This is a genomic window from Parabacteroides massiliensis (assembly GCF_900155425.1).
Classification (GTDB): domain Bacteria; phylum Bacteroidota; class Bacteroidia; order Bacteroidales; family Tannerellaceae; genus Parabacteroides; species Parabacteroides massiliensis.
The window spans coordinates 1,307,009-1,330,349 of record NZ_LT700189.1; the positions used below are offsets into that span (position 1 = coordinate 1,307,009).

Genomic DNA, 23,341 nt, shown 5'->3' on the forward strand with positions numbered 1-23,341 from the left:
AAAAATTGACACATTATTTGCTATATTTGCAGTCTAATAACCGTTATTATGAATTTATTCTATATAGATACCAGATATGCGGCGTTTTTCCGTTTAATTAGGTCTGTCATTGTCTGTTTGTACCTGTTTGCCAGTCCGGCATCGGCGGAGATTTCCTTGCATGTTGCGGATAACATCGATTTGTCGAACAACGCCATACTTGATATGTACCAGGATGAGAACGGTTACATGTGGATCGGTACTTATGATGGCCTGAACCTGTACAATGGCAAAGACACGCGTGTGTTTCGCTTTGAACCGGACAACAAAAATACTTTATGCAGCAATATCATTAATAAAATAATGTATGGCGGAGATGGCTATTTGTGGATATCGACTTCTATGGGTTTAAATAGGTTCTCGTTGATAGACAGGAAAGTAACAGAGTCTTATACGGAATATCCCGAATGTTTGAATGTTGTGGCTGATTCAGCCGGTAATACGTTGCTTATAAAACAAAAGAATTTTATCTCCTGTTATTCTCCCCAAACCGGTTCTTTTTTGGATATACATGTTCAAGGAATGAGTGAAGATGCAGCCAAAGTCTTGTTTGTCGACGGAGAAAGAAAGTTTTTTATTCTTGACAGCGACGGCTATCTGTTAGAGATATCCCCCGACTTCAAATCCTTCCCTATTACATTGGATATAAAGAGAACCCTGATCCATGAGAAGAAGATAGACTGCGCTTACTATCTCGATGGCAGTCTGTACTATGTGGATAAAGAAAAACGTATTTATTCTTACCGGATGAAAGAACGCAAGAAAGAGTTCCTGGCCGATCTTACCGGTTGGATGGATAAATATGGAAAACTTTCCCGCATCGTATTGTTTCATTCTGCTCCGTATCTGGTTTTCAGGAATGGGCTTTTACTAAACATCGATAATCCCGAAGAAGCCTTGGAGTTTGATGTCGGGTTGTTCTGTGTTTTGCCTGACAGGAAACAAGACATCCTTTGGGTCGGGACAGACGGGCAGGGTATCCAGATGTATTATGACAAGTATAACCTGTTTTCAGGAATTCTGCTTGAAGATTTGCCGATTGTCATGCGAAATCCGGTCCGTTCGATCTATACTGAAGATGAAAAAGTGATCTGGTTCGGAACGAAAGGAAATGGTTTTGTACGTGTGGAAGATTATGATTCTTACGAAAAGGGGAAAATACCGACAGAGAAGATCAAACATTTCACAACCTCGAACGGCTTGTCCAGTGACCGTGTCTATTGTTTCCGTAAAAGCGATTATTATCCCTGGGTGTGGATTGGGACGGAAGGGCCGGGATTGTCCTATTATTCTTTGGTGGATAAGCAGGTTCATACGATGGCAAGCCTTGTTGATACAAAGATCAGGTATGTCCATGCCATCCGTGAAGTGAATGATTCGACATTATGGATGGCAACGACCGGAGATGGCTTGCTGGAAGTGGTCATTGGCAGAAAAGAAGGAATGCCTGTCATTAAGTATGTAAAGTCTTTTGTCCTTGAAAAGGATGGAAAAGTTTGTAATGAGTTCCATTCTATGAATTATGATGACGAGGCTTCTCTTCTTTATTTAGGGAGCCGTGGAGGATATGGGTTGGTTCGTTTTAATCTGCTGACTAAGGAATACGAATTTATTCCGATGAATAATGCCGGTAACCGGGCGGTAGGCGATGTGCTTTGCATGTGCTATAGCCGAGATTCAACTTTTTATCTGGGAGCCAGTTCAGGTATGACGCAGATGAAATTGCGTTTGGGAAACTCGGCGGAGGTACGCCAGTATGGCAGGGTCGATGGCATCAAGAATGATATGGTTCATGGTATTTTGGAAGATTCTGACGGATGCATTTGGATGAGCACGAATAAAGGACTGACCAGATATAATCCTCACAATCGTTTTTTCCATAATTATGAAAGTCCCGATCTGAATGTGACGGAATTCTCGGATGATGCTTATTGGAAGTGTCCTTACACGGGAAAATTGTTCTTCGGTGGAATTAACGGGTTGATATGGGTAGATCCGCAAAACGACTGGCAGGAAAATTATAAGCCTGCCTTGCATTTTTTTGAATTGAAGATGGGGAATGAAACGCATAGTTTGTACGACTATACGGATCAGAAAACCGGATATGTGACTATTCCTCCAAACATATCCACATTTTCGATTTCTTTTGTGGCGACCGACTATATACACGGGGAAAACTATGAGTATTCGTACCTATTGGTAAACTATAATACATCGTGGACTGAACTGCAAAAAGACAACGAGGTCACTTTTACGAAGTTGCCCTATGGCAATTATGTTTTGAAAGTCCGTTACAAGAATGATGTGTTCGATTCGGATGGCCAAGAGTATTTTTTGCATATACGAGTGTTGCCTCCTTGGTATCGCAGTTCGTGGGCTATGATTATTTATGGCCTGTTGTTGGCCGCCGCATGTTTGGGCATCGTGTATTGGTTGCGCCGCCGGATTGTGGAAAAGCAAGCCGAAGTCGCCCGGAAGATCAGCGAAGAACAAAAAGAAAAACTGTATGAAGCGAAACTGAATTTCTTTGCCAATATTACGCATGAGCTTTGCACGCCTTTGACCTTAATTAATGGTGTGAACGATTATATCAAAGCTTCCGCCGGCCGGTTGACTGACGGAAAACTGGAGAAATATGCCCGTATCTTGGGCGAGAATGTCACAAACTTGAATGAATTGATCCAAGAAATTCTGGATGTCAGAAAGATTGAGGAAGTCGGGTTCAGCCGTATACATATCAAACGGGTGTCTATAAGCGGTTTGATCCGGAAACAATGCGAATCATTTATGCCTGTTGCCGAGCAGAACGGGATCAATTTTATTTTCGATGAGACCGGTGAACCTGTTTATTGGAATACGGATGTCCCCAGCCTGAAGAAGATTATACGAAATTTGGTGTCGAATGCATTCAAGTACACGGCTCAGAAAGGCACGATCGAGGTTTCTGTCCGGGTAGAAAATGATTCTTTAATAATAAAGGTATATAATACGGGTAAGGGAATTGCGGAAGCTGACTTGAAAACGATATTCGACCGTTTCCATATTTTAGGAGATTTGGATGGTAATAATTATACTCAGATGACATCCAGAAACGGGTTGGGGCTTTTTATCAGCCACAGCATGGTTCAACTGCTTCATGGAGAGATAAGGGTGGAAAGCCAGGAAGGCGAATATGCAGAGTTTATTGTTACACTGCCTCATTTGGAGGCAGAGGAGGCAGAATCGGAAGGGCAAGCCGAGGAGGATGTCCCGATTGTTAAACCGGTGGTTTCAGCAACCACATCCGAGGCTGAAGTGAATACCGATAATCCGGTTATATTGGTGGTCGATGACAACCGGGATATTGTTTGGTTGATCAAGGAAACGCTATCGTCCAAATATGTCGTCCGGGAAGCATTTAGTGCAGAAGAAGCTTTGACTTTGATGGAGCAGCAAACACCGGATTTGATTATTACGGATATCATGATGCCGAGTATGGATGGTTTTGCATTGATCAGCCGTATCAAGTCCGACAAGTTTACCCGGCATATACCATTGATTATTGTGTCTGCAAAAGTTTCGGAAAACGAGCAGGCAGAAGGTCTGGATCTGGGAGCAGATGTTTACCTGACCAAGCCGTTCTCGTCTGTAGTACTCCATTCTGTCGTGAATCGTTTGATCTCGAATAAAAAAGAACTGAAAGACTATTATTATTCCCCGGAAAGTGCATACGAACAGTCCGGTGGGCAGTTGATCCATCAGGAAGATAAAGAGTTTATGGATTCCGTGACAGCCATAATCAAGGAAAATCTTGCACAGGATACGTTACGTCCTGAGTTTATAGCCGGTAAATTAGGCTTGAATACGCGTGCTTTGTATCGCCGTTTTAAAAAAATTTCACCGTTAACGCCGAGCGATTTCATCAAGGACTACCGTATGATGCATGCAGCCCGGCTTTTAGTCACGACAAATCTGAGCGTGCAGGAAATCATCTACCAGGTCGGAATCTCTAACAAATCCTATTTCTATCGTGAGTTTTCAGCCAAATACGGAATGACCCCCCGACAGTATAGAACCAGAGGAATAGAGGACCGCTGATACATTATTTATTCATTTAAATGTCTTAATTGAACAAAAGAGTGTCATGATTATCTACGGATAAATATGGCACTCTTTCTTTGTTTTCTCATGTTGCTGTGATTATAAATGCTTATGATCCAGTGAAAATCCTATGAAATATAATAAGTGTCCCGGTTGTATAAAAAGGTATTATAATTGACCATTTGTTAATTATGCTATTTTTTTGTGTCTTGAGGTTACTACCGGATTAGTTAAAACCATTTAATATTGTGCCGAATTGTAAAACAAATTAATGCCTATGAAGGAAACAACTTGAAAAGAATGTGTCAAACACGAAAGTATTTAAAATTATTAATTTAAACAATTGTTTCAAGAATCATGAAAACTTCCAAACAGATGTCCTTGATGGGCATCGCAAAAGTTTCTACATTTTGTTTATTGGTTTCGGCTTTTTCCGCAAGTCCGCTGGACGTGAATGCGTCGGGTATGCCGGAGATAAACATTGTGCAGCAGAATAAGAAAGTGACAGGTACCGTGGTTGACAATTACGGCGATCCGGTTATTGGTGCTAATGTCGTTGTCAAAGGAACGACAATCGGTAATATTACCGATGTGAATGGTACATTTACAGTTGAAAATGTACCGGATAATGCAATATTGCAGATCTCTTATATCGGATTTAAGACTTTGGATGTTCCGGTAAAGGGACAGACTTCTTTAAATATCACATTGCAGGAGGATGCCGAAAACTTGCAAGAAGTGGTGGTTGTCGGTTACGGTTCTTCCGTGAAGAAGGACTTGACGACAGCCGTGACGAGTGTCAGTAGCAAAGATTTCTTGGCCGGTGCCGTGAACGACCCGATGCAGATGGTCGACGGTAAAGTGGCCGGTGTTGTCGTGAACAGTGTCGCTGCTGCCGACCCGAACACAAGCGGTAGCATCCAGGTACGTGGAGCTTCTTCTTTGAAAGCCGGCAACAGCCCGCTGATCGTGATTGACGGTATGCCGGGTGGCGACTTGCGTAACTTGGCGCAGTCCGATATCGAATCCATTACTGTATTGAAAGACGGTTCAGCCGCGGCTATCTACGGTTCTCGCGGTGCCAATGGCGTTATTTTGGTTACCACCAAGCAGGGTAAGTCGGGCAAGACAACCATTACATATGACGGATATGTCGAACATGACTTCGTGGCAAGCAAGCCCGATGTTTTGGATCCGGACACCTATTTGGAGAAGGTTACGGGAGCTGTTGATTACGGACATCGTACCAACTGGTATGACGAGCTGATCAACAAGAACAATTTCGGTCATAACCACAATATTTCCTTGTCGGGCGGTAGCGAATCGACGATTTTCCGTCTGTCAACCAATTTCAAGGACAAGGAAGGTTTGGATATCGCTTCCAAACGTAAGGAATATGGTTTGCGGAGTAATTTCAAGCATACGACATTGGAAGGCCTGTTGGAAGTGGGCGGTAATTTCTCTTATCGTGTGGCCGACGAAGATGATACGGACTACGGTTCGTTCAAACAGGCTGTCCAGTTGAACCCGACTTACAGCGTGGATGAAATGGATATATTCAAAGGTAATAGTTATTCATATAACCCGGTCAAAAACTTGACGGAACAGGAAAACGGCGCAAAACAGGAATATTCCACGGTTGACCTGAATGTGAAGTTGAACATCTTGAAAAACCTGAACACCGAGTTGAGGCTGGGGCGTCAGGGACACAACAAGAAACAATCCCAATACAAGTTCAAAACACACCGGGATTGTATCAACGGAGGCTATAATGGTTATGCTTTCTTGAAACAAGAGGCTTGGACCGATTGGACGTTGGAATGGTTGGGCAACTACTCCTTCAAGATCAACGACGTGCATGACTTCAAGATCATGGGCGGTTATTCTTTCCAGCAGTTCGATTACGAATGGTTCTCGGCTTCCAACCGCGATTTCCCATCAGACGCTTTCTTGTATAACTATATCCAAGGTGGTGATTACGAAAAGGTAAGCGGCCGTTTGGGTATGGAATCTCATAAGGAAGAAGAAAAGACGATCGCATTCTTGGGGCGTGTCAATTATAACTGGAATGACGTGATCTTGTTTACCGGATCTTTGCGCCATGAAGGAAACTCCAAGTTCGGAGCCGACCATAAGTGGGGGCTTTTCCCGGCAGCATCTGCCGCTTGGCGTGTATCCAAATTGCCGGTATTCGAAAACAGTTCGGTTGTTGACGATTTAAAGCTTCGTTTTTCTTACGGTGTGACCGGGCGTTCCGGATTCAGCCGCTATACGGCACAGGCTATATATACCGGTTACGGTCAGTATTATAGCGACACGTATGGCCAGTTTATCATGGGATACGGACCGGGTAACAATCCTAACTATGATTTGTCTTGGGAAAAACAGATATCTTATAACTTGGGTATTGACTACACTTTGTTCAACTCTCGCCTGTCCGGTAGCTTCGATGCGTTCGTGCGTGAAGGACGTGACATTATCGGCGACTACAACGTTCCGCTTCCTCCGTATTTGCATTCGACGATTGTGGCAAACGTAGGTACGACTACGTCTAAAGGTTTTGAATTTCAGGTGAATTGGGATGCTGTACAGACGAAGGATTTCTCTTATTCGACAAACTTGAATTTTGCTTATACGAAATCCAAACTGAAATCATTCTCCAATGAAAAGTACCAGTTGGGATATATCGAAGGTGATGGTTTCCCGTCTCCGGGTAACCCCGGTTCTGCCCAGCGTTTGGAAGATGGTGTCGAGATTGGTTCTTTCTATGGATTCCGTTATGCGGGTGTAGACGATGCCGGCAACATTCTGATTTGGGAAAAAGGAGAAAAAGGCGGCACTACGAAGTTGGGTACCGACGGTGACGAACATGACAAGGTGTATTTGGAAGGAACAGGTGTTCCCAAATGGGAATTGTCTTGGGGCAACACCTTCAGATACAAAGATTTCGATTTGTCGTTGTTCTTCCGTGGCCGTTTCCGTTACAAGGTTATGAACCAGTATGAAATGTATTATGGCTTGCAAGTGATAGCTTCTGATAACAAGTTGGCTTCCGCATACGAAGAAAATGCTCATATCAAGGGACCGAAAGTGATTTGCGATTATTTCTTGCAGAATGGTAATTATTTGCGTTTGGACAACATCACGTTGGGATGGACTCCGAAATTGAATACGAAGTGGATTTCCAATTTACGTGTGTATGGTACATTGAAGAATGTATTTACATTGACAAAGTATTCGGGTGTGGATCCGACGACGGTGACGACAACTGGTTTGTGGCCGGGAATCGGTGGCATGGAAGTATATCCGACTGCCAGAAATCTGACGTTTGGCGTACAAATCACTTATTAATCAAATTAGGAGACAGAACATGAAAAAGATAAAATTATTATGCGCTGCCGGTTTGTTGGGTGCTCTTGCCATGACATCTTGTACGGACCTGACAGAAAAAGTATATTCGGATTTGGTGAGAGACAATTACTATACCGATAAATTATCCGTAGAGGCTGCCGTAGTCCGTTGTTTCGAACATAGTGACAATGTTACGTGGCGTGGTGATATCTGGAAATTGCAGGAATTGACCGGCGACCATTTTGTTTGGACGCAGAAAGGGCGTCATGGATATGATGACGGTCAGTGGATTCGCCTGCACGAACACAAATGGAACTATATCCAAGGGCAGGTGAATGGTGCTTGGGTGGCTTCTTATCAGTGTATCAGCCAGGTAAACACCGTATTGCGTGACTTCAATACGGTTGATTTCAGTGCAATTGGCGTTACGGAGGAGGAAAAGAGTGCTTATTACAGCGATTTGCGTGTGCTACGCGCTTGGTATTATATGTTCTTGTTGGACTTTTACCGCCAAGTGCCTATTGCCACGGAAGAGCAGGCTGCCGATGAAATAGTTCCTCAAAGCACGGCTAAGGAAGTGTTTGATTTTATCGAGTCGGAGTTGAAAGAATGTATCCCGACATTACCGAAAGAAAAACGTCTTGGTCGTTGGACACAAGGACCGGCAGCGGGCCTGTTGGTTCGCCTCTACCTGAATGCAAATGTTTGGGTAAATGAAGACCATTATCAGGATTGCAAGCAGTGGGCAGAAGATATTATCGCCGGAAAGTATGGCACGTATAGCATCAACCAGCAAGACTATCGTGATCCGTTCCGTTCCGGTATCAATAACTACCAGTCTCCCGAAAATATGTTTGAATTCTGGCATGAACGTGGCCGTTTGGAACAACAGACGATGTGGGGAGACGGCATGCACTATTCAGCAGCCCAGACAATCGGCAGTGACGGTGGCGGAAACAACGGTATCCATTTGCAGCCTTCACGCGACTTCCAGGGGAATGTCTACCAGTTTGCGAGCGGACTTGGAAATCCGTTTGAAAAGTATGCAAAATGCGATTACCGCGTGATTCCGTTCCATACCACGGATGCAAAGGGCGGTTATGAAGGTTTCTTCCTGCAAGGTGCGCAGATGAAATACGATGAAGCGAAACAGTTTGGTTTTACGGATGAAAATGTAAACGGGTCAGAGGAATGGACTGGTTTCCCACTGGTATTTGTCGACCAGGTAGGACGTTTCTCCGAAGACAAGTCGTTGAATGCCGATAATAAACGCCAGGTATTGTTGGACGCTGCTGCCCGTGGCGGTTATTTCATTTGTAATGATGCCGATGTGATATCCAAAGGGTCTCAGGTGACAACCGGTGAAGAGAATTCCGGTTTCCGTTTCAATAAATTCCCTTATTTGCCGGATCATGACGGTCTGTTCCGTTCTCAGTCCACTCCTGAAATGCGCTTGTCCGAGATGTATTACTCTTTGGCAGAATGCTATTACAGAGAAGGGAATAAGGCAAAGGCAGCAGAACTGCTGGATTATGTACGGGTAAGGAATTACCCTGCGGAGGAATGGCCGAAATATAGCTATGTGGCAAATCCGGATAAGTTGACAGACGCCGAGTTTTTGGATGAATGGGGACGCGAGTTCATCGGTGAACGCCGCCGCCGTGTCGATCTGATCCGTTGGAACAAGTTCCATGAAGAATGGTGGAATAAGGAGAAAGACGCTACGGACAAAGAGTATAGCTATTTCCCGATTCCTCAGAGACAGTTGAACGCAAGTCCGATCCTGAAGCAAACGACTCCGGGTTGGGAATAATATGATGGTCAAACCTGAAGGAACAGCTGTTTTTTCAGAATAAATAGGAAAAGTCTGCCAAGAGCGTTATTCTTGGCAGACTTTTTTGTTGATATACCCTTGCTTCTTATTTGTAATCCTATCCCTTATTGTCAAATATTTTCATATTCTTAAAAAAAACGATTGGTTCAAATCGAAACTACTACTGCATCTAATTCGGTTTTCTACCCTGTTTAATTCAATTTTCCCTATAGGGTAATATTTTTTAACAAACAAGGTTTTTTGTATAATGCTTAGATTAAGGATTTTATGATATATGGCTGTTTAAGGAGGGGGATATTGTCATTTTTTTGAACAGGGAGGGGATCGGTGGAGAATCCAGTAGCAAAGGTGTCATGGATGTTCAAAAATGTGTCATAATCAACAGCTATGTAAAAATGGTACTCTTTTGGCGTTTTAGTGTTACTTCTTTCATGTTAAGATCTTCTAATATTGCTGTCGAATTACAAAAATAGAAGAAAAGGCAGAATAGAGATTCCCCCTGTCTTTTATAATGTAACCATGTTATAGTGTTAAACTAAAAAGCAAAAAAATGATGAAAGAATCTAAGCTATTATCCCCAAAAGGGATGGTGAAGGCCTCAGTCTTGTGCTTGTTAATGTCTGCTTTTTCTGTTAGTACCGCATTTGCCATTCCGTTATCGGATAGTGATGTGATGGTCATGCAGCAGGATAGGACTTTGACGGGTACTGTAGTCGATAACTTCGGCGATCCGATTATTGGAGCCAATGTTATCGTTAAAGGAACAACGATCGGTAATATTACCGATGTAAGCGGTACATTTACTGTCGAAAATGTACCGCTTAATGCTGTATTACAAATTTCTTATATTGGTTTTAAAACATTAGAAGTTCCGGTAAAAGGTCAGACTACCTTTCGGATCACTTTGCAGGAAGACCTTGAGCAATTGCAAGAAGTCGTGGTAGTCGGTTACGGTTCTTCCGTGAAGAAAGACTTGACAACAGCGGTTACGAGTGTCAGTAGCAAAGACTTCTTGGCCGGCGCAGTGAACGACCCGATGCAGATGGTCGATGGTAAAGTAGCCGGTGTTGTAGTTAACAGTGTTGCCGCAGCCGACCCGAACACAAGCGGTAGCATCCAGGTACGTGGAGCTTCTTCTTTGAAAGCCGGCAACAGCCCGCTGATCGTGATTGACGGTATGCCGGGCGGAGATTTGCGTAATTTGGCGCAGTCGGATATCGAATCCATTACTGTATTGAAAGACGGTTCTGCCGCAGCTATCTACGGTTCTCGCGGTGCAAACGGTGTAATATTGGTAACGACCAAGCAAGGAAGAGCAGGAAAGACGACCATCACGTATGACGGATATGTCGAACATGACTTTGTCGCGAGTAAGCCGGATGTTTTGGGGGCGGATGCATATCTGGAAAAAGTTACAGGTGCTGTCGAGTATGGACATCGTACCAATTGGTATGACGAATTGATCAATAAAAATAATTTCGGCCACAATCACAATATTTCCTTGTCCGGCGGTAGCGAATCGACGATTTTCCGTATGTCTGCGAATTTCAAGGGCAAGGAGGGTTTGGATATCGCTTCCAATCGTAAAGAGTATGGGCTGCGTGGAAACTTCAAACATACTACTCTGGAAGGCTTGGTTGAAGTCGGTGGAAATTTTTCTTACCGTGTCGCCGACGAGGATTATACGGACTATGCTTCGTTCAAGCAAGCTGTCCAGTTAAACCCGACTTACAGCGTGGACGAAATGGATATATTCAAAGGTAACAGCTACTCTTTCAACCCGATCAAGAACTTGACGGAACAGGAAAATGGAGCAAGACAGGAATATTCCACGATCGACTTGAACTTAAAGCTGAACATTCTTAAAAATCTGAACACCGAGTTGAAGCTTGGTCGTCAGGGGCACAACAAGAAACAGTCTCAGTATAAGTTTAAGACACATAAGGATTGTATCAATGGAAATTACAATGGTTATGCGTTCTTGAAACAGGAAGCCTGGACAGACTGGACGTTGGAATGGTTGGGCAACTATTCGTTCAAGATCAATGACGAACATGATTTCAAAATCATGGGCGGTTATTCCTACCAGCAATTCGATTACGAATGGTTTTCGGCATCGAACCGTGATTTTCCTTCCGATGCTTTCTTATATAATTATATCCAAGGTGGCGAGTACGAAAAGGTGAACGGCCGTTTGGGTATGGAATCTCATAAGGAAGAAGAAAAAACGATTGCATTTTTGGGACGTATCAACTATAATTGGAATGATGTATTCCTGTTTACCGGATCTCTGCGTCATGAAGGTAACTCCAAATTTGGTGAAGACCATAAGTGGGGGCTTTTCCCGGCGGCATCCGCTGCTTGGCGCGTGTCCAAATTGCCGGTGTTCGAAAACAGTTCTGCCGTTGACGATTTGAAACTTCGTGTTTCGTATGGTGTGACCGGACGTTCCGGATTCGACCGTTATACGGCACAAGCTAAATATTCTGGATACGGGCAGTATTATAGTGATACCTACGGCAAGTTTATCATGGGATATGGACCGGGCAACAACCCGAACTATGACTTGGCTTGGGAAAAACAAATCTCTTACAATTTAGGTATCGATTATACCTTGTTCAACTCTCGTTTGTCCGGTAGCTTTGATGCATTCGTTCGTGAAGGTCGTGATGTAATCGGTGAATATCCGGTTCCTTTACCTCCGTATCTGCATGATAAAATCTATGCCAATGTAGGTACGACGACCTCTAAAGGTTTTGAATTACAGGTGAATTGGGATGCTGTGCAGACGAAGGATTTCTCTTATTCGACAAACTTGAATTTGGCCTATACAAAATCCAAGTTGAAATCTTTCTCCAATGAAAAGTACCAGTTGGGTTATATCGAGGGCGACGGTTTCCCTTCTCCGGGTAATCCGGGTTCGGCCCAGCGTTTGGAAGACGGAATCGAGATCGGTTCTTTCTATGGGTTCCGTTATGCAGGCGTAGATGATGCCGGAAATATCATGATTTGGGAAAAAGGTGCAGAAGGTGGCACAACGAAGTTAGGGGCTGATGGCGACGAACAAGACAAAGTTTATCTGGAAGGAACAGGCGTTCCCAAATGGGAATTGTCTTGGGGCAACACGTTCAGATACAAAGATTTTGATTTGTCGTTGTTCTTCCGTGGCCGTTTCCGCTATCAGGTAATGAACCAATATGAAATGTATTATGGCTTGCAAGTGATAGCTTCTGATAACAAGTTGGCTTCCGCATACGAAGAAAATGCTCATATCAAGGGGCCGAAAGTGATTTGCGACTACTTCTTGCAGAATGGTAATTATTTGCGTTTGGATAATATCACGTTGGGATGGACTCCGAAATTGAAAACTAAGTGGGTTTCCAATTTACGTGTGTATAGTACGTTGAAGAATGTATTTACATTGACAAAGTATTCGGGTGTGGATCCGACGACGGTGACGACAACTGGTTTGTGGCCGGGAATCGGTGGCATGGAAGTATATCCGACCGCAAGAAATATGACGTTTGGTGTACAAATCACTTATTAATCAAATTAGGAGACAGAACATGAAAAAGATAAAATTATTATGCGCTGCCGGTTTGTTGGGTGCTCTTGCCATGACATCTTGTACGGACCTGACAGAAAAAGTATATTCGGATTTGGTGAGAGACAATTATTATACGGATAAATTGTCTGTTGAAGCAGCCGTAGTCCGTTGTTTCGAACATAGTGACAATGTTACGTGGCGTGGTGATATCTGGAAATTGCAGGAATTGACCGGCGACCATTTTGTTTGGACGCAGAAAGGGCGTCATGGATATGATGACGGTCAGTGGATTCGCCTGCACGAACACAAATGGAACTATATCCAGGGGCAGATCAATGGTGCCTGGGTGAACTCTTATCAGTGCATCAGCCAGGTGAATACGGTTCTACGCGATTTCAATACAATTGATTTCGGGGCGATTGGTATTACAGAAGAGGAAAAAAGCGCTTATTACAGTGATCTGCGTACATTGCGTGCCTGGTATTATATGTTTTTGCTGGACTTCTTCCGTCAGGTTCCGATTGCAACTGAACAGCAAGCTACAGATGAGATCGTATCTCAAAGCACGACGAAAGAAGTGTTTGATTTTATTGAATCCGAATTAAAGGAAGTTATCCCGACATTACCGAAAGAAAAACGTCTTGGTCGTTGGACACAAGGACCGGCAGCGGGCCTGTTGGTTCGCCTCTACCTGAATGCAAATGTTTGGGTAAATGAAGACCATTATCAGGATTGCAAGCAGTGGGCTGAAGATATTATCGCCGGGAAGTATGGCACGTATAGCATCAACCAGCAAGACTATCGTGATCCGTTCCGTTCCGGTATCAATAACTACCAGTCTCCAGAAAACATGTTTGAATTCTGGCATGAACGTGGCCGTTTGGAACAACAGACGATGTGGGCAGATGGTATGCACTATTCGGCAGCCCAGACAATCGGTAGTGACGGTGGCGGAAACAACGGTATCCATTTGCAGCCTTCACGCGACTTCCAGGGGAATGTCTACCAGTTTGCGAGCGGACTTGGAAATCCGTTTGAAAAGTATGCAAAATGCGATTACCGCGTGATCCCGTTCCATACCACGGATGCAAAGGGAGGTTATGAAGGTTTCTTCCTGCAAGGTGCGCAGATGAAATACGATGAAGCGAAACAGTTTGGTTTTACGGATGAAAATGTAAACGGATCAGAGGAATGGACCGGTTTCCCGTTGATTTTTGTCGACCAGGTAGGACGTTTCTCCGAAGACAAATCCTTGAATAGTGAGAACAAGAAGCAGTATTTATTGGAGGTCGCTGCCCGTGGCGGTTATTTCATTTGTAATGATGCTGATGTGATATCCAAAGGGTCTCAGGTGACAACCGGTGAAGAGAACTCAGGTTTCCGTTTCAATAAATTCCCTTATTTGCCGGATCATGACGGTCTGTTCCGTTCTCAGTCCACTCCTGAAATGCGTTTGTCCGAGATGTATTACTCTTTGGCAGAATGCTATTACAGAGAAGGGAATAAGGCAAAGGCAGCAGAACTGCTGGATTATGTACGGGTAAGGAATTACCCTGCGGAGGAATGGCCGAAATATAGCTATGTGGCAAATCCGGATAAGTTGACAGACGCCGAGTTTTTGGATGAATGGGGACGCGAGTTCATCGGTGAACGCCGCCGCCGTGTCGATCTGATCCGTTGGAACAAGTTCCATGAAGAATGGTGGAATAAGGAGAAAGACGCTACGGACAAAGAGTATAGCTATTTCCCGATTCCTCAGAGACAGTTGAACGCAAGTCCGGTCCTGAAGCAAACGACTCCGGGTTGGGACTGAAAATGCATGACCGACCGAAAGAATAGCTGTTTTGAATATTAACGTAGCACTTAATTATAGATATAGGCTATTTTGAGGGAATAATCAGACAAGCCTGCTAAGTTTTTCTTGGCAGGCTTGTACGGCTTTACGAAAGATCAAGGGTGTCATAATTTTCCTGAATAGTGTCATGGATGACCAATGTTGATTGTGGTATTCTTTAGGTATTTGAGTGTTACTCTTGCATAAAAGAATATTTTTTAATATTGCCGTTGATTTGAGAAAGAGAAAAAAAGATTATAGCTGATGTGAAAAAATAATAAGGGAGTTTGTGTTTTTAGTTTTAATCTCCGCTGGAGATGATTTAGTATCTCCAGCGGACTCTTTTTACTAATTGTCGGATAAAGGAAAAACTGAAATATTTGTGAAGTATGAAGAGTTATGTGTTAATGTCGATAGGTTTATTATTATGTTCTTGTCAGGCAAAATTACCGGTGAATGTTCCAGAATTGTCAGATGGGAATCCGACAACTTGTTTTGTGGGAACGAAAGGGGTAAACAAAGTGATTTTTGATCAGCAATATACGGCTCCCTTCCAAAGTTATAAAATCTATTCATCCGGCGAGACGCCTGCACATGATCCGTCTGCCTGGACATTGAAAGGGTCGTTCGACGGAAAGAACTGGGTGGTTGTGGATGAACGGAAAGATCAGACGTTCTGCTCTCGCTATCAGGAAATCCTTTGCCCGATAACCCAACCATCCAATTACAAACAATATATGCTGGAAGCCAGTACGGCTGCCGGTGACACGTTGGTGCTGGGCGATGTCCTGTTCTTCGATACCAATTTAGATGCCAATTGGGAAAATTTCAACTATCCTGATGTCGACTTTAAAGTGCTCGATCCGGAGACGAAGGGTGCTTCTGTTTATACCGGACTGGTACAGGATCCGGATGCCTACATCCGCTTTCATGCACGCAAAGTGGCGGAGATACTGTTCTATACGGATAAGGATACGATGAACGACGTACAGAAAATCGAATATACATTGAAAGATTATGACGGAGTGTCAGCCAAAGGTGGTACCCCGCCTGTCATCTCGATTGTCTACAGCACACAGCATATCGAGAAATCGGCAAACGAATCCCTTTATAAGCTCGATTTCGAAACACGTGGCGTTCTGTACCACGAATTGGTGCACGCCTATCAGTTCGAACCGAAAGGTATCGGTTCCTACTCGACCAACAAGACTTTCTGGGCTTGTATCGAAGGACTGGCGGATGCTGTCCGTGCCCAGGCCGGATATTTCGATATGAGTACCCGCAAACCGGGCGGCAACTGGATGGACGGTTATCGTACGACCGGCTTTTTTATCCAATGGCTGACAACCAAAGACTCGGATGCCATCCGCAAATTCCATGAGACGGTCCGCGACCTCGACGAATGGAGTTTCGACAAAGCGATGAAGCGTATGTTTGGCGAAGATGCCAGCATTGAAGGGCTGTGGAATGAATATCAGGCTTTTTTATCAAAATAAAATAGAAAAAGATCCATGAAGAAGACAATTCTTTTATTTTCTGCATTGCTGACCCTTGGGAGCTTGTCCGCACAGGATAAGACCGCATGGGTAAACCCGATTATCGGGACGAACGGGATGGGACATACGTTTCCGGGGGCTTGCGTGCCTTTCGGACTGGTTCAGTTGAGCCCGGACACGGATACGATCCCTCATAACGTGGATGGCAAGTACCAGCCGCGTGCTTATGAATATTGTGCCGGCTATCAACATAAGGACAGCAGTATCGTCGGGTTCAGCCATACGCATTTCAGCGGAACCGGACATTCCGATCTTGGCGATATCCTGATTATGCCGGTCACCGGCGAATTGAAACTGAATCCCGGAACGGCAACCGATCCGGACGGTGGTTACCGTTCGCGTTTCTCACACGATACGGAAGTATCCCGTCCCGGCTACTATGAAGTGATGCTGGCCGACTACGGCGTGAAAGCACAGCTGACGGCAACCAAGCGGGTGGGCGTACATAAATATACGTTCCCGAAAGATGCCGGGAACCAGCGGATTATCTTGGATATGATCCACGGTATCTACAATTACGACGGGAAAGTCCTTTGGACAAATATCCGGGTTGAAAACGATACGCTGGTCACGGGCTATCGTATCACGAACGGATGGGCTCGTACCAACTATACCTATTTCGCCATGTCTTTCTCCAAACCGGTCGTTCATTACGGGTGCGAAGAAAAGGCAAAGGTCAATTACCGGGGCGGATACGGTAAATTCAATATGAAAGAAAACTTTCCGGATATAGGCGGACGCAAGATCGTTGCTTATTTTGATTTCGATCCAGCGGCTTCCGAAGGTTTGGAAGTGAAAGTCGCCCTTTCGGGTGTCAGTACCGACGGCGCTTTGAAAAATCTGCGGGCTGAAGCCTCCGGCTATAGTTTCGACCAATTGGCGGCTCGTGCCGGTGAAACCTGGAATAAGGAATTGTCCGTTCTCGAAGCTAACGGTACGGACGATCAGTTGGCGATGTTGTACACTTCTTTGTATCACACCATGATCAATCCTTGCGTCTATACGGATGTGGACGGACAGTATCGCGGATTGGATCATAATATTCATAAAGCGGACGATTTCACGAACTACACGGTTTTTTCCGTTTGGGACACCTATCGTGCCCTGCATCCGCTGTTCAACATCATCAATCGCCGGGTTAATACGGATATCGCCCGCTCCATGCTGAAACATTGCGAGCAGAGTGTACATAAGGCTTTGCCTATCTGGAGCCACATGGCAAATGAAAACTGGTGCATGATCGGATATCATTCCGTTTCTGTTTTGGCCGATGCCGTAGCGAAAGGTCTTCCGTTGGACAAGGAAGAGGTTTTGAAAGCGATGGTGAGCAGTTCCACGATTCCTTATCTGGACGGGACCGGCGAATATATGGAAAAAGGGTATGTCGCCCTCGACCATAACGGCAGCGCCGCTTCTCTGACGTTGGAGTATGCGTATGACGACTGGACGATCTATCACACGGCTCTTTTGGCCGGCAATCGTTCTGTTGCGGATACGTATAAAAAACGGGCGGCCAATTATACGAATGTTTTCGATACGAATATCGGGTATGCCCGTCCGCGTTATGCCGACGGACGCTGGAAAGAGAATTTCAATTTGCTGAGTACGCATGGTGAAGGTTTTATCGAAGGAAACGCATTGAACTATTCTTTCTATGTGCCGCAGGATGTGAACAACATGATTCGCCTGATGGGAGGGGAGAAGTCCTTTGTCTCCAAGCTCGATTCTCTGTTTATGATGCATCTGCCTGCCGAATTTTTCGCCCAGACCGAAGATGTGACGGAGGAGGGCTTGCTGGGTGGCTATGTGCATGGCAACGAACCGAGCCATCATATCCCGTTCCTGTATGCCTGGACCTCGCAACCCTGGAAAACGCAATATTGGCAGCGTGAAATAATGAATAAGATGTACCGCAATAATATTGACGGCTTGTGCGGCAACGATGACTGCGGGCAGATGTCCGCCTGGTATATACTGTCTTCGATGGGATTCTATCCGGTTTGTCCGGGAACGGACCAGTATGTGTTGGGGGCTCCTTACTTGCCTTATATAAAGGTAACGCTTGAAAACGGCAAGACATTTGAGGTAAAGGCCGACAAGGTAAGCGACAAAAAACGCTATGTCAAGTCGGTCAAGCTGAATGGCAAGCCCTATACGAAAGGGTTCATTACTCAGCAGGATATTATGGACGGCGGTACGCTGACATTCGAAATGACCTCTTCTCCCAATAAAAAACGTGTTTTTAACGGGACAGACAGACCCTATTCTTTGTCTTCAAATTAATTAAACATATTCTATCCATGAAGAAATTATTTATTTTAGCGATTACGTTTTGCAGCAGCCTCTTTACGGTGGATGCGGCCGACAAAAAGGACCTGGTGGATTACGTGAATCCGCTGGTTGGAAGCCAGTCGAAGATTTCTCTCTCGACAGGTAACACTTATCCGGCGATTGCCATGCCTTGGGGTATGAATTTCTGGATGCCACAGACCGGAAAGATGGGAGACGGCTGGGCGTACACATACGACGCGGACAAGATCCGTGGTTTCAAGCAGACTCACCAGCCCAGTCCGTGGATCAACGATTACGGACAGTTCGTCATCATGCCGGTTACCGGAAAAGTGGTGTTTAACCAGGATAAACGCGCCAGTTGGTTCTCCCATAAGGCAGAAGTGGCAAAGCCGAACTATTACCGGGTGTATCTGGCTGACCATGACGTTGTGACGGAAATCACGCCGACGGAACGTGCCGCCATGTTTCGCTTCACTTTCCCCGAATCGGACAACTCGTATGTGATTGTCGATGCTTTCGACCGTGGTTCTTATGTCAAGATCATACCCGAAGAAAATAAGATCATCGGCTACACGACTCGCAACAGCGGTGGGGTTCCTCAGAATTTCCGCAACTACTTCGTTGTCGTGTTCGACAAACCGTTTACCTATAAGGCGACTGTCGGTGACGATGAAATCCGCAAAGGTGAAACTGAAGCGAAAGAAAATCATACCGGTGCCATTATTGGTTTTTCAACCCGTAAAGGCGAGATTGTTCATGCTCGTGTAGCTTCTTCTTTTATCAGCCCTGAACAGGCGGAATTGAACCTGAAAGAATTGGGAGGCCGTTCGTTTGACGAAGTGGCCGAAGCCGGTCGTCAGGTATGGAATGAAACGTTGGGACGTATCGCCGTGGAAGACGATGATGTGGACAAACTGCGCACATTCTATTCATGCCTGTACCGCTCGCTGCTGTTCCCACGCAGTTTCTATGAATTGGATGCCAATGGCAAAGTGGTGCACTACAGCCCGTATAACGGAGAAGTGCTGCCGGGTTATATGTTCACCGATACCGGTTTCTGGGATACGTTCCGTTGCTTGTTCCCGTTCCTGAACCTGATGTATCCGGATATGAATACGAAGATGCAGGAGGGTTTAGCCAATACATATAAGGAAAGCGGTTTCCTGCCGGAATGGGCAAGTCCGGGACATCGTGGTTGCATGGTCGGCAATAACTCGGCTTCGGTTGTGGCGGATGCTTACCTGAAAGGACTTCGCGGATATGACATCGAGACGCTTTGGGAAGCTGTTGTACATGGAGCTAACAGCGTACATCCGAAGGTGAAATCGACCGGACGTCTGGGATATGAATATTACAACGAATTGGGCTATGTGCCTTATGACGTGAAAATCAATGAAAGTGCCGCCCGTACGTTGGAATATGCTTATGATGACTGGGCCATTTATAAATTAGGTAAGGCTTTAGGCAAACCGGAATCCGAAATTGCCGTTTTCGCCAAACATGCGATGAACTATAAGAACCTGTTCGATCCTGAAACCAAGTTGATGCGTGGCCGTAACGAGGATGGCTCATTCCAGTCTCCGTTCAATCCGCTGAAATGGGGCGATGCTTTTACGGAAGGCAACAGCTGGCATTATACCTGGTCGGTTTTCCATGATCCGCAGGGGCTGATCGACCTGATGGGAGGAAAGGTCGGTTTCAACGCCATGATGGATTCCGTATTCAATGTCCCGCCTTTGTTCGATGACAGCTATTACGGCGGCGTGATCCATGAAATCCGCGAAATGCAGATTATGAACATGGGAAACTACGCGCATGGCAACCAGCCGATCCAGCACATGATCTACCTGTACAACTATTCCGGCGAACCCTGGAAAGCGCAGTATTGGGTGCGTGAAGTGATGGACAAGCTCTATTTCGCGACTCCTGACGGTTATTGCGGAGATGAGGATAACGGGCAGACTTCGGCATGGTATGTATTCTCGGCTCTCGGCTTCTATCCGGTTTGTCCGGGTACGGACCAGTATATCTTGGGATCTCCGCTGTTCAAAAGTGTGACGCTGAATCTGGAAAACGGCAAGAAGGTTGTGATCAAGGCCAACAATAATGGCGAGGCGAACCGTTACATTTCGTCCATGAAAGTGAATGGCAAGAACTATACGAAGAATTATCTGACACACGGCGACTTGATGCGTGGCATGAACATTCTTTATAATATGTCGGCTACACCTAACAAAAGCCGGGGTACGCAGGACAGTGACGCTCCTTACTCTTTCTCCAAAGAATTGGGGAAATAAATAAGATTGCATATAGCGCAGGCTGGAAGCATTAATATTAACATAAGCACTTAATTATAATAGAACTTTCAGCTTGACTATAATCAAAAGGACTGTTTGGATCTTGTTTCAGATAGTCCTTTTTATTTATACTAACAATAGTTTGAATATGAAATTACGAATTTGTACTTTGATCGCTGCATCGTGCGTCGCCTTATCCGGCACGGCACAGAATGAAAAGTTGACGGAATACGTCAATCCGATGGTCGGAACAGATGGTTACGGTAATGTGTATCCGGGGGCGCAGATCCCGTTCGGGGGAATTCAGATCAGTCCGGATACGGATGCCAAATACTATGACGCGGCTGCCGGCTATAAATATAACCACACTTCGATCTTAGGGTTCAGCCTGACGCATCTTAGCGGAACCGGTATTCCCGACCTGGGAGATTTCCTGTTTATTCCCGGAACCGGAGATATGAAACTGGAACCCAGAAGCCGTGAAAATCCTGATGAGGGCTATCGTTCCCGATACACGCACGATGAGGAACAGGCCACTCCAAACTATTATGCCGTCCACCTGCAGGACTACGGTGTGAAGGCGGAGATGACGGCAGGCCTGCGGAGCGGAATGTTTCGTTTCACTTATCCCGAATCGGAAAAGTCATTTATCATGATCGATATGAACCATACGCTTTGGCAGTCGTGTGAATGGGCCAATCTGCGCATGGAAAACGATTCGACCATCACGGGCTATAAGTTGGTGAAAGGGTGGGGACCCGAACGCCATGTCTATTTTACGGCTGTCTTTTCCCGGAAATTGACGGGGCTGCGCTTCATGCAGGATAAAAAGCCGGTGATTTATAATACATCCCGGTTCAGGAGTGACCGTGAGGCCTGGGGGAAAAATCTGATGGCGTGTCTTTCTTTCGCAACCGAGGAAGGGGATGAGGTGATCGTGAAAACGGCTATCTCTTCCGTCAGTACCGCCGGAGCGAAAATGAACATGCGAGAACTGGACGGACTGACATTCGATGGACTAAAGGAAAAAGGGGTGGACCTATGGGAGAAAGAATTGCAAAAATACCGGATAACCGCCGATCGGAAGACAAAGGAAACGTTTTATACTTCTGCCTACCATGCCGCCCTTCATCCGTTTGTTTTCCAGGATGCGGATGGCAGTTTCAGAGGTTTGGACAAGAATATCGAGCAGGCGAAAGGTTTTACCAACTATACGACTTTTTCCTTGTGGGACACCTACCGGGCTTTGCATCCTTGGTTCAACTTGGTGCATCAGGACATAAATGCTGACATCGCCAATTCAATGTTGGCCCACTTTGACAAAAGCGTGGAGAAGATGCTTCCTGTCTGGTCTTTTTACGGAAACGAGACGTGGTGCATGATTGGCTATCATGCGGTTTCCGTTCTGGCGGATATGATAGTCAAAGGTGTAAAAGGTTTTGATTACGAACGGGCGTATGAGGCGATGAAAACAACTGCCTTGAACGAACATTACGACTGTTTGCCCGACTATATGCGGAATGGCTACGTCCCGTTTGACAAGGAAGCTGAATCTGTTTCCAAAACATTGGAATATGCCTATGACGATTATTGTATCGCACAGGCTGCCAAAGCTTTGGGTAAGACGGACGATTATCGTTACTTCCTGAACCGTTCTCTTTCTTATCAGACCTTGATTGATCCGGAAACGAAGTATATGCGTGGCCGTGACAGTCAGGGTAATTGGCGTACTCCGTTTACTCCGATAGCTTATCAGGGGCCGGGCTCGGTGAACGGTTGGGGAGATATTACCGAAGGTTTTACGATGCAATATACATGGACAGTTCCGCATGATGTGCAGGGATACATCAATCTGGCAGGGAAAAAATTGTTCGAGAAACGTTTGGATGAACTTTTTACCGTTGAGTTGCCGGATGATATACCGGGCGCTCACGATATCCAGGGGCGTATCGGGGGCTATTGGCATGGCAACGAACCTTGTCATCATGTCGCTTATCTGTATAACTATCTGGGTAAACCGTGGAAGTGCCAGAAGTGGATACGTGAGATAGTCGATCGTTTTTATGGTAACGAACCCGGTTCTTTGAGCGGTAATGACGATTGTGGGCAGATGTCGGCCTGGTATATGTTCAACTGCGCAGGTTTCTATCCGGTTGCTCCGTCCAGTAATATATATAATGTAGGTTCACCTTGTGTCGAGGCGCTTTCCATCACCATGAGCAACGGGAAGGAGATCCGTATGACAACAGAAAACTGGTCGAAAGAGAATGTCTATGTAAAAGAATTGTATGTGAACGGAAAGAAATACGACAAGTCGTATCTGACTTACGAAGATGTGCAAGCCGGTATCACGCTTCATTTCGTGATGAGCGACAGGCCGAACTACAAGCGTGCCGTTTCAGCGGACGCCCGTCCGGCTTCATTGTCTTTGCCGGGCAAAACGATGTTTTATCAGAAATAATTTTTATATTTGCACCGCCTTTAATTAGGAATCAGATACTTTCTAAATAA

9 protein-coding genes are annotated in these 23,341 nt (G+C 45.3%); all 9 read left to right on the top strand.

Features of this window, described 5'->3' with window-relative positions; all coding sequences use genetic code 11:
- Nucleotides 1-48: 48 nt before the first annotated feature.
- Complete coding sequence (locus tag BQ9893_RS05595) at nucleotides 49-4,116, top strand: response regulator (protein WP_075965104.1); 4,068 nt, start codon at nucleotides 49-51, stop codon at nucleotides 4,114-4,116.
- Nucleotides 4,117-4,476: 360 nt separating this feature from the next.
- On the top strand, nucleotides 4,477-7,470 hold the full coding sequence (locus tag BQ9893_RS05600; RefSeq protein WP_075965105.1) for a SusC/RagA family TonB-linked outer membrane protein: 2,994 nt from the start codon (nucleotides 4,477-4,479) through the stop codon (nucleotides 7,468-7,470).
- A 19-nt stretch (nucleotides 7,471-7,489) separates the two neighbouring features.
- Entirely contained in the window at nucleotides 7,490-9,283 is a 1,794-nt protein-coding gene (locus BQ9893_RS05605) for a RagB/SusD family nutrient uptake outer membrane protein (RefSeq protein WP_075965106.1), read from the top strand.
- 571 nt (nucleotides 9,284-9,854) lie between these two features.
- Nucleotides 9,855-12,851 (top strand): SusC/RagA family TonB-linked outer membrane protein, encoded by a 2,997-nt coding sequence (locus tag BQ9893_RS05610; protein WP_244155060.1) that lies wholly within the window; start codon nucleotides 9,855-9,857, stop codon nucleotides 12,849-12,851.
- Between the two features lie 19 nt (nucleotides 12,852-12,870).
- Nucleotides 12,871-14,664 (top strand): RagB/SusD family nutrient uptake outer membrane protein, encoded by a 1,794-nt coding sequence (locus BQ9893_RS05615; protein ID WP_075965108.1) that lies wholly within the window; start codon nucleotides 12,871-12,873, stop codon nucleotides 14,662-14,664.
- Nucleotides 14,665-15,074: 410 nt separating this feature from the next.
- Entirely contained in the window at nucleotides 15,075-16,181 is a 1,107-nt protein-coding gene (locus tag BQ9893_RS05620; RefSeq protein ID WP_075965109.1) for a basic secretory protein-like protein, read from the top strand.
- Nucleotides 16,182-16,196: 15 nt separating this feature from the next.
- Nucleotides 16,197-18,524: a GH92 family glycosyl hydrolase gene (locus BQ9893_RS05625; protein WP_075965110.1), complete on the top strand. Its 2,328-nt coding sequence runs from the start codon at nucleotides 16,197-16,199 to the stop codon at nucleotides 18,522-18,524.
- Nucleotides 18,525-18,541: 17 nt separating this feature from the next.
- Complete coding sequence (locus BQ9893_RS05630) at nucleotides 18,542-20,830, top strand: GH92 family glycosyl hydrolase (RefSeq protein WP_075965111.1); 2,289 nt, start codon at nucleotides 18,542-18,544, stop codon at nucleotides 20,828-20,830.
- A 148-nt stretch (nucleotides 20,831-20,978) separates the two neighbouring features.
- Nucleotides 20,979-23,291: a GH92 family glycosyl hydrolase gene (locus tag BQ9893_RS05635; protein ID WP_075965112.1), complete on the top strand. Its 2,313-nt coding sequence runs from the start codon at nucleotides 20,979-20,981 to the stop codon at nucleotides 23,289-23,291.
- Nucleotides 23,292-23,341 lie beyond the last annotated feature (50 nt).